Origin of the sequence: Fibrobacter sp. UWB2 (assembly GCF_002210425.1) — a bacterium.
Lineage (GTDB): Bacteria > Fibrobacterota > Fibrobacteria > Fibrobacterales > Fibrobacteraceae > Fibrobacter > Fibrobacter elongatus.
On sequence record NZ_MWQK01000002.1, the window covers coordinates 200,740 to 212,255 of the forward strand.

Annotated in this window: 10 protein-coding genes; 4 read left to right on the forward strand and 6 right to left on the reverse strand. The window is 48.3% G+C overall.

Annotation, left to right across the window (positions count from 1 at the left end):
- Positions 1-50: 50 nt before the first annotated feature.
- Positions 51-1,661, forward strand: a complete 1,611-nt coding sequence (locus tag B7982_RS04245) for a hypothetical protein (RefSeq protein ID WP_088659684.1) — start codon at positions 51-53, stop codon at positions 1,659-1,661.
- Between the two features lie 71 nt (positions 1,662-1,732).
- Here the strand turns inward: B7982_RS04245 and thrH are convergent, their stop codons facing one another.
- Positions 1,733-2,350: a bifunctional phosphoserine phosphatase/homoserine phosphotransferase ThrH gene (thrH, locus tag B7982_RS04250; RefSeq protein WP_014546980.1), complete on the reverse strand. Its 618-nt coding sequence runs from the start codon at positions 2,348-2,350 to the stop codon at positions 1,733-1,735.
- Positions 2,351-2,383: 33 nt separating this feature from the next.
- Entirely contained in the window at positions 2,384-3,265 is an 882-nt protein-coding gene (locus tag B7982_RS04255; RefSeq protein WP_088659685.1) for an Hsp33 family molecular chaperone HslO, read from the reverse strand.
- An 85-nt stretch (positions 3,266-3,350) separates the two neighbouring features.
- Between B7982_RS04255 and B7982_RS04260 the strand changes: the two genes are divergently transcribed.
- Entirely contained in the window at positions 3,351-3,896 is a 546-nt protein-coding gene (locus B7982_RS04260) for a DJ-1 family glyoxalase III (RefSeq protein WP_088659686.1), read from the forward strand.
- Between the two features lie 295 nt (positions 3,897-4,191).
- Here B7982_RS04260 and sufB read toward each other — a convergent pair whose 3' ends face one another.
- Entirely contained in the window at positions 4,192-5,607 is a 1,416-nt protein-coding gene (gene sufB, locus B7982_RS04265) for a Fe-S cluster assembly protein SufB (RefSeq protein WP_014546983.1), read from the reverse strand.
- 470 nt (positions 5,608-6,077) lie between these two features.
- Here sufB and B7982_RS04270 point away from each other — a divergent pair, with 470 nt between their 5' ends.
- Complete coding sequence (locus B7982_RS04270) at positions 6,078-6,671, forward strand: fibrobacter succinogenes major paralogous domain-containing protein (protein ID WP_233138366.1); 594 nt, start codon at positions 6,078-6,080, stop codon at positions 6,669-6,671.
- Between the two features lie 169 nt (positions 6,672-6,840).
- The gene (locus tag B7982_RS04275) at positions 6,841-7,221 is read left to right on the forward strand and encodes a GNAT family N-acetyltransferase (RefSeq protein WP_233138367.1); all 381 of its coding nucleotides are present in this window, start codon (positions 6,841-6,843) and stop codon (positions 7,219-7,221) included.
- Between the two features lie 148 nt (positions 7,222-7,369).
- On the opposite strand, the gene B7982_RS04280 is transcribed toward B7982_RS04275, so the two are convergent.
- From B7982_RS04280 to B7982_RS04290, 3 genes are all read right to left on the reverse strand, one after another.
- On the reverse strand, positions 7,370-10,522 hold the full coding sequence (locus B7982_RS04280) for a type IA DNA topoisomerase (RefSeq protein ID WP_088659688.1): 3,153 nt from the start codon (positions 10,520-10,522) through the stop codon (positions 7,370-7,372).
- 112 nt (positions 10,523-10,634) lie between these two features.
- Positions 10,635-10,955, reverse strand: a complete 321-nt coding sequence (locus tag B7982_RS04285) for a hypothetical protein (protein ID WP_088659689.1) — start codon at positions 10,953-10,955, stop codon at positions 10,635-10,637.
- Positions 10,952-11,497: a hypothetical protein gene (locus B7982_RS04290; RefSeq protein WP_088659690.1), complete on the reverse strand. Its 546-nt coding sequence runs from the start codon at positions 11,495-11,497 to the stop codon at positions 10,952-10,954. Before B7982_RS04290 ends, B7982_RS04285 begins: the two co-directional genes overlap by 4 nt.
- Between the last annotated feature and the right edge of the window lie 19 nt (positions 11,498-11,516).

Genomic DNA, 11,516 nt, shown 5'->3' on the forward strand with positions numbered 1-11,516 from the left:
AAGGACAACAATTCCGCCGAATTCACGGCTGTTGTTGGGGTTGGTATACAATGAATAAGTGGATGAAAGTAATGCCTGTGGCAGTTGCTGCCTTTGGCTTATGGGCGTGCGGCGATGAAGCTATGACTTCTGCCGCGCAATGTACAACAAAAGAATGCTTGGAACAGGTCGGTCAATCTTACGGGTATTTGCCTGGGGAAAACTCTAGCTCCAGTTCGTACGCCGAAAATAGCGTAGAATCAAGTTCTGATGACGGCTCTGGCAGTCAGGGACCTGATTCTTCTGCAGATGCACAATCTCCGACGAGTAGTTCTGATGTCGCTATTTCTAGCGGTGCATCTAGTAGTAGTGTCGCGGGGCCTGTGCTATCATCGAGTAGCGATGCTTTGCCAGAAAGCAGCAGCGATGCTGTCTCTAGTTCTAGCCGTGGACATCATCATTCTAGTTCGTCTGCAACAAAGCCGGAAGTCTCTAGCTCTAGCGAATCAACGCCTCCGACTCCGGTAAATGAATTTGTTGAAGACCATCGCAGCGAATGCCAGATTGGCAATATCCCTTCAAGCGTGAACAACGCAAAACTGCCGGACCCGTTTATGGGTCTTGATGGCAAGCGTATTTCTAGCAAGGCTGATTGGAAATGCCGTCGCGAAGAAATCGGCGCCATGTACGAAAAGCTCATGTTCGGTACAAAGCCGCGCAATCCTGAAAAAGTCGAAGGCTCGTATTCTGGCGGAAAGCTCACCATTAAGGTCACGGACAAGGGCAAATCCGGTTCGTTCTCCGTGAAAATCAGCAACGCCGGTACCAAGGACAAGCCGAAGCCTGCGATGATCGGTTTTGGCGGTGGCATGATGGGCGGTTGCGGAAGCCTCGGCAACGCAACGAACGGTCTTGACATCGCTCAGATTACGTTTAACCCGGATGACGTCGCTCCAGAAAGCGGTGGCGGTATGTTCTTCCAGCTTTATAACCAGGGACAGGGCACCATCATTGCATGGGCTTGGGGCGTGAGCCGTATCATTGACGCTCTCGAAAAGACTCCTGAAGCGGGTATCGATGTGAAGCACCTCGCTATGACGGGTTGCTCTCGCTGGGGTAAGGGTACTCTTGCCGTGGGAGCATTCGATGAACGTATTGCCCTCACGATTCCGCAGGAATCCGGTTCCGGAGGCGCATCGCTTTGGCGTGTGGGCGCTCAGGTGAACAAGCAGAAGGGTAAGCAGTTCGTTCAGGGCTTGAGCAGTGCCGGTACCGAAGGCAAGTGGATGATTTCTAGTTTCAAGAACTACGATGGCAAGGAAAATACGCTCCCGTTTGACCAGCACATGTTGGTGGCTATGGTGGCTCCGCGTGCGCTCCTCATTCTCGACAATGCAGGTCAGGAATGGTTGGGCGAAGTTCCGTCGAACTATTGCGGACAAGCTTCTAAGGAAGTTTATGACGCTCTCGGTGCAACGGAAAATTACACCTACAGCCAGGAAGGCGGTCATGGTCACTGCCAGCTTCCGAACGGGCAGTTTGACGAAGTCAAGGACTTTATGAACAAGTTCTTGCTCGGCAAGGATGCCAAGACGGGTAAGATTGACTACACCAAGAATACTCAAACCATCAACTTCAAAAAGTCTGAATGGATCGACTGGGAAACACCTAGCTTGAAATAATGCTGCGGCAGACTCGTTAATCGAGAATCGCGGAACTTAAAAAAAGACCTCGCAATCGCGAGGCTCTTTTCTTATAAAGAATCTTGGAACTTGTGGAATTTGTCCAAAAGTTCTGCGTAGGTCTTTGTGGCTTCGAGCTGCGGGAACTGTGCCACGATGGAATCCGGAGCGCAGAAGAAGCAGCCCTTGTCGGCCTGCTTGAGCATGCCCGTGTCGTTGAAGGAATCGCCCGAGGCAAACACCTTGAAGTTGAGTTCCTGCAAGTGCTTTACGACCTTCGTCTTCTGGTCGCTCATGCGCAAGTGATAACCCTTGATCATGTCGTTTTCAACCACGAGATTGTGGCAGAAAATTGTCGGGAATCCGAGATTCTTCATGATGGGGTAGGCGAATTCCTGGAACGTGTCCGAGAGGATAATCACTTGGGCTTCGTCGCGGAGCGTGTCCATAAAGTCACGGGCACCATCGAGGAGTCCGAGGTTTGCGATAACGTTCTGGATGTCAGAGAGCTTGATGTTTTCGCGTTCGAGAATCTTGATGCGGCCTTTCATGAGCACATCGTAGTCGGGAATGTCGCGAGTGGTGAGGCGGAGGTCCTTGATGCCCGTCTTTTCGGCTACGGCAATCCAGATTTCTGGTGCAAGAACGCCTTCCAGGTCAAGAGTGACAACACATTGCTTAGTAAACATAGAAATTCCTAAATCCTAATTCCTGAATCCGAATTATTTGTTCCTCTCTGCAATAATTTCTTGCATGTCGGCAGGTGTAATCGTGTAGTTCGTGCGGCAGAAGTCGCAGACAACGTTCAAGTCCTTGTTTTCGCTGCTGAGTTCTTGCAAATCCTTGAGCGGGAGCGTTGCAAGCGTTGCGAGCATGCGGTCCTTGCTGCACGGGCAGAACGGCTTCGGGTCGATTTCACGCACCACTTCGATGTCGTACGGGCCGCGGAGCTGGTCCAGAAGTTCATCAAGGTCGAAACCCTTGTCTGCCTTGTACATGTCACAGAACTTCGGGAGATTCTGCACGATGACTTCGATTAGGTTGATGTCCTTGTCCTCGAGGTCCGGGAATGCTTCGATGTAAAAGCCTGCGGCGTAATCGAGAAAGCTCGGGTCCTGTGCGTTGTACTGTGCTTCGATTCCAACGGCGGAGCGAATCTGTTCGGACTGCAAAAGGTATGTAGCGAGGTTCTGACCCACGGAAACGGACGGAGCTTCGATAATACTTTCGTGAACGCGCTTGCCCTGTTCGTTCAACTTTACGACTTGCACGTGCTGAGGCACGAGGGCGGGTTCGTTTGCTCCGATTGCCTGGAGTTCAGCCTGCGGAATCATGGCGCGGACAAGACCCATCGGGGTCGAGTCTGTTTGAATTTTCGTAATTTCGCCACCAAAAGTAGTGGTATAGGAAACTGTACCTGCGAATTTAAGGCCTGCGCTCAGGAAAATGCTTGCAATGGAGTTTTCGGCAAGCAACTTGAGGGCAAAACCCTTGGCGTTGTGGTGACGGCCGATTTCGTTCATGGTCTCTGTCAAATCGACCACGATAAGGCGGAAGGGCGTTTTTTTGCCCGTCGCGCGGATGATTCTATCTTTGAAATTCATACCTTAAATATAGAATTTAACGGATTTGTAAGCCCTGTGTAGATTGAAAAAAGCTATAATAATCAAGTAACTATTTGGAGGTATTATGCAAATTCTCGTACTCTTGGCTGATGGTTTTGAAGAAACGGAATTCGTGGTTCCTGTGGATTTATGGCGTCGTGCTGGTTTTAAGGTGACTATTGCGTCTGTTTCGGGGGCTGATTTAGTCAATGGCCTTCATGGGCTTAAAATTCAGGCCGATGTCGCATTGAAAAAGCTTGAACCCACTGATTTTGATGCCGTCTTCTTGCCAGGTGGCGGTGTCGGCGTGCAGAACCTCAAGGCAAGTGCTGCTGTTGAAAATGCAATTTGCAGCCTCAATGATGATAATAAATGGATTTTGGCTATTTGTGCCGCTCCGACGGTACTCAGCAAGGCGAGAATTCTTGTCGACAGAAAGGCTACGTGTTACCCAGGCTGTGAAACAGACCTTGTTTGTCGCGAATTCTCTACGGATCGCGTTGTTGTCGATGGTCATATCGTTACAAGCCGTGGCCCGGGTACGGCCGAAGAATTTGCATTAAAGTGCATTGCCGAAATAGGTAGTCCTGAACTTTCTGAGCAAATTCAAAGACAAATTGTCGCTCGCTAAGTTGTCTGTATCATAACTGTATCATGGCGAAAGCCTGAGGAATTCCCCTGTAACCATGCAGGGGATTTTTTTATAGACGGTTTATAATTTGTTTATTCGTTCTTAAGTTGTTTGGCAATAAGTACAATGTTTGTATGATAAAATATTTTTTTATTAAAAATGAATTTAGGTGACACGTTGTATTGTAAAAAATGCTATATATAAAGTACTCCATATACACCAACAAGGGTCGGAAACTAAAATTTCCGGCCCTTTCCTTTTTGAATTAAATGTCCACAGTTGTGTATTTAGGGTGTTAACCGACGCTGTGCTCGAGCTTGAGGGTGAGGAGCTGGCGTGCTTCGGTGGCAAATTCGCCCGGGAGTTCCTTGAAAACGTCTTTGCAGAAACCGCCGACCATAGCCTGGATGGCGTCTTCGCGCTTGATGCCGCGGCTTTCGAAGTAGAACAGCTGGTCTTCGCTGATGCGGCTGGTCGTAGCTTCGTGCTCGGTCTGGGCGCTTGCGTTTGCGACGGTGATGTAGGGGAACGTGTGGGCGGCACTCTTGGTGCCGACGAGCATGCTATCGCACTGGGTGTAGTTGCGGGCGCCTGTAGCGGACTTGCGGATGCTCACTTCGCCACGGTAGGCGTTGCTGGAGCAATCGGCGCTGATGCCCTTGGATATAATCGTGCTCTTGGTGTTCTTGCCGATGTGGATCATCTTCGTGCCGGTGTCTGCCTGCATGTGGCCGTTCGTGAGGGCCACGCTGTAGAATTCACCGACGGAATTGTCGCCCTGCAAGATGCAGCTCGGGTACTTCCACGTGATGGCAGAACCCGTTTCGACCTGCGTCCAGCTGATACGGCTGTTCTTGCCGGCGCACTTGCCGCGCTTGGTGACGAAGTTGTACACGCCGCCTGCGCCCGTTTCGCGGTCGCCAGCGTACCAGTTCTGCACGGTAGAATACTTGATTTTGGCGTTTTCCTTGGCTACGAGTTCCACGATGGCGCTGTGGAGCTGCTTGCTCGAAAATTCCGGAGCGGTGCAGCCTTCGAGGTAGCTCACGCTTGCGTCGTCGTCAGCAATGATCAATGTACGTTCGAACTGGCCTGCTTCCTTGTTGTTGATGCGGAAGTAGGTGGAAAGGTCCATTGGGCACTTGACTCCAGGCGGGATATAGACGAAGCTTCCGTCGCCAAAGACTGCGCTGTTGAGAGCTGCAAAGTAGTTGTCGCCAGCGGGGACCACGCTACCTAGATATTCCTCGATGAGTTCCGGGTATTCCTTGATGGCGTCGCTGATGGAGCAGAAGATGATGCCCATTTCCATAAGCTTCTTCTTGTGGCTTGTGTAAATGCTGACGGAATCGAACACGGCATCGACGGCTACGTTTGCGAGACGCTTCTGTTCGTCGAGCGGGATGCCGAGCTTTTCAAAAGTTGCCAAGAGTTCTGGGTCCACGTCTTCGATCTTTTCGTGGCTCTTCTTGGTCTTCGGTGCGGAATAGTAAACGATGTCCTGCAAATCAACAGGATTGAAGTGGAGCTCGCCCCAGTTGGGCTGTTCCATCGTCTTGAGCTTTTCGTAGGCTCTCAAGCGGAAATCGAGCATGAACTGTGGTTCGCCACGGAGTGCTGACGCCCTGCGGATGATATCCTCGTTAAGACCTTTTTCGAAGGCTTCGTTTTCAATATCAGTGACAAATCCGTATTTGTAATTTTCGCTCATCTTTAACCCGCTTTAAACGAGTGCAAAGATAGTAAAATGTGGGAGCGATTCCAAAGGAAATGTCCCCAATTCTGGTTTAACCTATAGTTGTAGTAGGATTTTGTGCCGTCATTGCTTTTTGAGCATGACTCGGCGACTCAGCCATGTCAGTCAGCGAGCTGTCTGATGCGGCATTCGTCTTGTTTGTCATTCCCGGCTCCGACCGGGAATCTCCCTATTTTTTGGAAAACTCTTGCGTTTTTGCAGGAGTTTTTTATTTGCATAAACAAAAACCACCAGCTATGCCGGCGGGTCACTTTTAAGTTTTCTACGAATTTAATTAACTTTTACCGGGCACTAATAATTTTTAAAATAGTAATATGAATAAATTTGCGTTTTATGTCTCTGTTTGTATTGGATTTTTCCTTGTCTCCTGTGGCGATGATAGTAGTTCTGTAACTATCCCTTCGGGGGAGGTGTCTTTATCGACTTTGCTAGACTCCCGTGACGGTCAGACCTATAAGACTGTTGCCATCGGTACTCAAACGTGGATGGCTCAAAACTTGAATTTCGAAACGGCAAACAGCTATTGCTATGACGATGATCCTTTTAACTGTATTAAGTATGGTCGCTACTACACATGGGCTGCCGCGATGGATAGTGTAGGAATGTGGACCGCGAACGGTAAGGATTGCGGTTATGGTAAGACTTGCTCGCCGACCTTGCCTGTGCGCGGCGTGTGTCCCGAGGGCTGGCACCTGCCAACGTTTGGGGAATGGAATGTACTTTTCTCAGCGGTTGGCGGTCAACCTACAGCGGGTAAGATGCTTAAATCTACAAGCGGTTGGAACTGTAGTGATAACGGTAGACACGTTAGAATAAGCGGCAACGGAACGGATGATTACTCGTTCTCCGCGTTACCTGTTGGCCTCGATATCGTGGGCTGCTACGCGTACTTCTGGAGTTCTGATGAGGGCGGTAGCGGCCATGCGTACGACGTGGATTTGTGCTACGGCAACGACTATGCGGAACAGGGCCTTTCCTACAAGTTCTACAGGATTCCAGTTCGTTGCGTAAAAGACTAGATTAAAATATACCACCCTCGATGGTGTGTTGCCGGGTTCAAAAAATGGCTCTGCCTGCCTCAAGTTTTAGTATATCGTTTGCTAAATCATCAATAAACAAAGGACGTGTTATGGCTAGACCCATCAGAGAAATGAGTCGGTCAAAAAATTCGATTGTGGTGATAAAGATTTGAATGATTTCATTCTCAATCAATCTTTTGCATTTCAAAAGTACAAAATTGCTGTAAATTACGCTTGTGTTGATGTTGAAGACGCAAGCAAAATTTACGCCTATTGCAGCTTAGCCTATGATAAAGTCGCCATGGGTGATTTCAAGGAGAAAACGAGGTTTAATCGTTTTCGTCGAGAACGTGGATTCGCGAATGCAAAGCGTCTGAAAAGCTACCCGGCGGTAAAGTTGTGTAGGTTTGGGGTTGATATTTCCTTCAAAAAGAAGCAAATCGGGACCACAATTATCGATTATATCAAGTCGATGTTTGCTTTAGATAATAAAGTGGGTTGTCGTTTTTTGACGGTTGATGCGTATTTGAATGCAGTTTCTTTTACGTGAAAAATGAATTTCAATTTATGAATGCAGAGGATAATGATCCGCATACACGACTCATGTATTATGACCTGATGGATTTGAGTGCGTAGTTCTGTTGTACAAAATATTCACCATGGGCTTTCTGACGTGGATGGCTCAAAAGCTGCTGCGGTTACCCCTTCTTAATCACTTCCACGGTAAGCTTGTTGAACGCAATTTTGCCGCCTTCGCGTAGTTCTAGCGCTGCCCTGAATGTCGTATCGTTCTTTTTGAACGGTTCAAGGATAGGCGTGGATTTGTTCTTGAGGAGCGTTTCGACTTCTTCGTCGGAAAATTCTCGTTTGAAGAATATTTTGGGAATCCCGTAATTGCAGGCGGGGTTCATGCACACGTATGCCGCAAGCGTTTGCACTTCGCCGTTTGGCGTTTGCGTGGTCGTGCCGCTACGGAATCGCAGTTGGTCGCCGCAGCAAGGGCAGGGAAGGTCTCTATGGACAAATTCAAAATTCGTGCGACCGTCTTCACCGAGCTTTAAGTAGGCATCGAACTCCGTTCCCTTCTTGCTCTTGAATCCGGTTAAAAGTTCGGTCTTGCCGCCGGTGAGGAGAGCCTTGATGTCTGCTACGCGGAGCTTTTTGCCCGCAACGGATTTGAACAAGGTGAAGTTACAAGCGGGGCAGAAAATGGCGTTCTTGTTTTCTTCGAGTTTCTTTTTGCAGAGCGGACAGTTGAACTTGGTTTCGGTGCCATGGAAATGACCGTCGTTCTCGAAAGCGAATGTCGCCTTGAAATCTTTGTCCCAGACGACTTTTGCGTTGAAAGTCGTGCCTTTCTTGGTCAAGAATCCGCTGATGATTTGCGTCGTGCCGTTGTTGAAAAGTTCCGCAATTTCTTCGTCGCTCATAACATGCCCGGCAATTGTCTTGTAAAAGACGAAGTCGCAAGTCGGGGCGGTGTCCGGCGTGAGCGTCGGGTCGCCATTTTCGTTGTTTGATGTGGTGACGTCGCTCCCTTCGCAGATGAGGCGGTTGCCGGAATCGAGCAATGTTTTGCCGCACTTGGGGCACTTGTAATTGGTTGGCGTTTTGGCGCGGGCGTCGTCGGAAAATTCAAAACCGATGTTGCCGTCATCGCCTAATGTGAGCGTGGCACTGAATGTTGTTCCTTTTTTGCTCTTGAAGCCGCTAAGCAAATCGGACTTGCCGGTTTTCAGGAGTGTCGCCATTTCGGCGTGGCTCAGTGTGCGGCCGGCAATCGTGTGGCCTGCCTTGAAACCGCATTCTTCGTTTTTGCAGACATAGCCCCACGGCGTAATTTCGAGCGGACTGGAACATTTCGGGCAAGGAATGGCGTCGGTGACGGTTTCGCGTTCGAATTGGCTGCCGTATTTTTGACGCAGATGTTCGAAGAGTTCCTTGACGTAATTCACGATGCCGTCGCGGAATTCAATCGGCGTGAGTTTGCCTTTTTCAACTTGTGAAAGCTTGAATTCCCATTCGCCGGTCATTTCGGGCGATTTGACTTTTTCGTCCATGAGCGCGATGACTTCGCGTCCGCGCTGGGTGCTGACAAGGTAATTCTTTTGCGCTTCGATGAATCCGCGTTTTTTGAGCGTCTCGATGATGCCTGCTTGCGTGGCCGGCGTTCCGAGACCGCGTTCCTTCATGGCTTCAGCAAGTTCTTCATTTTCGATTTGCTTGCCAGCCGTTTTCATTGCGGCAAGGAGCGTAGCTTCGGTGAAGTACTTGGGCTTGCTCTTCTTTTTCTTTTGCAGTTCTAGGTTGTCAAATGGCGCGTGGTCTCCGAGATTCCATTCGGGGAATGTCTCGACGATGTTTGTGATATCGTCGCCATCGCCCTTGCCTTCAGCATCTGCGCCCTTCGCATCGTTTGTCATTCCCGCCTCCGAGCGGGAATCTCCCTTTTTCTTGCCTTTCTTCTTTTCTTCCTTGACGAGCGCGCGGAAACCTAAATCTTCATTTCGCTTGAGTTTTAGCCTAAAGATTTCGGTGTTAGCGGCATCCAGCAGAACTTCCATTTCGCTCCAAACATACGGCTTAAGCCATGCCTGCACAAAGCGTTCCTTGGCGAGCTTGTAGATGTTCTCTTCCATTTCAGGGAGATTTTGCGGTTCTTCTCCTGTGGGGATGATGGCAAAGTGGTCTGTGACTTTACTGGAGTTGATGAAGACAAAGTTCTCATTGCCATCGCGCATGACGGATTTTTCTTGCGGCGAGGCAAGCCTTTGTGCAAGCGCGTAAGCTTCTTGCTGCATCGTGTCCGGCAGGTATTGCGAATCCGTACGCGGGTAGGTGAGCAACTTCTTTTCGTACAAGTTTTGTGCGCAGTCGAGAACTTGCTGGGCGCTGTATTTAAAACGCTTGTTGCCCTCTTTTTGCAGTTCCGTCAAGTCGAATGGCTTTTGCGGGAACTGCTTTTTTTGTTGGATGTCAACCTTTGCAATTGCCGCTTCTTCTGGCGGCGAACATTTGTCTATGACAGCTTGGGCAGGTTCTTCTTTCTCGAAAATCGCAACTTTTAAATTGCTTTGCTTGTCTGCCGCGACTTTCTCATCTACAGGCGTGCCGGAATCGCCTTTTTCCTCTTTCGTTTCGCTTTTGACGAGCTGCGCCTGGAACCCTTTCCACGTTCCCACAACACTGTAATAAAACAGTTCCTTGAATTGCTCAACAATTGCATCGCGTTCCACGACCAAGTTCAGCGTCGGCGTCTGCACACGCCCCACAGAAATCATCTTTCCGCGCCCGGCGGTGAGCGTGTAAGCACGAGTCGCATTCAGTCCGACCATCCAGTCGGCACGCTGGCGGAGCCTTGCCGCATAGCTCAAGTTCAAACGCTCTGTAGCGTCTTCCAGATTCTTCCAAGCCTTGTCCAAATCTTTCGCCACATAGCTGTTCACCCACAAACGCTTGATTTGTTTTTTGCGAAAGTCCGGCGTGTAGTCGAGAATCAAGTCGAAAATCAAATTACCTTCACGGCCCGCATCCGCTCCGTTTACAAGAACATCCGCCCTTGCCATCATGTCACGCACAACCGCGAGCTGCTTTCGCGTGCTCTCGATTTCCATCAACTTGAATTTTTCGGGCAAAAGCGGCAAGTTCGAAAGTCGCCAACCGCCCTCGAAACCGGGATAGGCGTCCAACGGCGCAAGCGTAATCAAGTGACCCACGCACCACGTGATGCAATGGTTCTTGCCGATCAGGCACCCGTCGCCTTGCGTAAACTTTTCACCCTCAATACGCTCCAGCATCGGCTTGTAATGCTGATTGGCTACGGATGGTTTTTCGGCGACGAGTAAAATCATAATTGCCGAAAAGATATAAAATTTTTGAGTTTTTAGGGATTTTAGTCTACTTGTGGATGATCAATCTTTTTTCAATAAAACGAACATCAAAAGATACCTTGTAAGACCGAATTTAAAACAAATCGTCTATAAAGCCCAAAAATGAAAATGCTAAACATATTAAGGCAATAGGCAAAATCGGAGCGAATCCAATTGCCGCAAAAAACATCCATACCTTTCTTTGGACAACCTCTATTTTCAACGAAAACAAATCAAGCAACAATAAAATAGCTGAAGCCAACGTCATTAAAGGGAATAACAAATATATAATGTCATCCGACCAAAAGCTATAGATCCCTTTTATCAAGGCTGTTGGCGTATAATGAACGGTCAAGCACGCCGCAGAAATAAATGCCGTCAAAGTAAAGAACTTATCTATCAATTTCTTAATCAATTGGACCACCTCATAAAACAGCGTGCTACACTACTACCTCGATAGTGACTCCCTTTCTCGATTACAATTTTATTGCTAAACGGGCCTGGCTCTATTGTAAAACCATCTAATGGTTCTTCATCATAGATAATTACGATAGAATCTTGCCGTTCATCAATCCCAATACCCGTCCCCTGAACAACAGCCCCAATGCCTCCACGAGGTGCAAACTGATAAGTCAAAATATTTTTTTTGACATTATCATCATCCTGATATTGGAGATGCCAAACATAAAGAGACCCAGATTCGACAAAGAAATCATACCAAAAGGATTCGTTCTGATTTTCTCGTTCTAGAAAAAGTTTCTTGCCTTTCAATTCGCATTGTCTTAGATTTTTATCTCCGTATTCATAAATTGGGTAAGTATCTCCCGCAATCGGATTAAAACAGGAGTGACAAAAAGACAAATATGAAAGAAAGATTATGGTAAAGGCTATTTTCGCCCACAAATCCTTCTTTTTAAAAAACTCGACCGCTTTAAATATTTTTTCCGATATTTGCATACAACAGATAGAATATACA

Coding starts and splice junctions, on each gene's coding strand:
- sufB (WP_014546983.1), bottom strand. CDS start 5,607: ATGAGCGAAAATTACAAATACGGATTTGTCACTGATATTGAAAACGAA.
- B7982_RS04260 (WP_088659686.1), top strand. CDS start 3,351: ATGCAAATTCTCGTACTCTTGGCTGATGGTTTTGAAGAAACGGAATTC.
- B7982_RS04245 (WP_088659684.1), top strand. CDS start 51: ATGAATAAGTGGATGAAAGTAATGCCTGTGGCAGTTGCTGCCTTTGGC.
- B7982_RS04280 (WP_088659688.1), bottom strand. CDS start 10,522: ATGATTTTACTCGTCGCCGAAAAACCATCCGTAGCCAATCAGCATTAC.
- B7982_RS04290 (WP_088659690.1), bottom strand. CDS start 11,497: ATGCAAATATCGGAAAAAATATTTAAAGCGGTCGAGTTTTTTAAAAAG.
- thrH (WP_014546980.1), bottom strand. CDS start 2,350: ATGTTTACTAAGCAATGTGTTGTCACTCTTGACCTGGAAGGCGTTCTT.
- B7982_RS04255 (WP_088659685.1), bottom strand. CDS start 3,265: ATGAATTTCAAAGATAGAATCATCCGCGCGACGGGCAAAAAAACGCCC.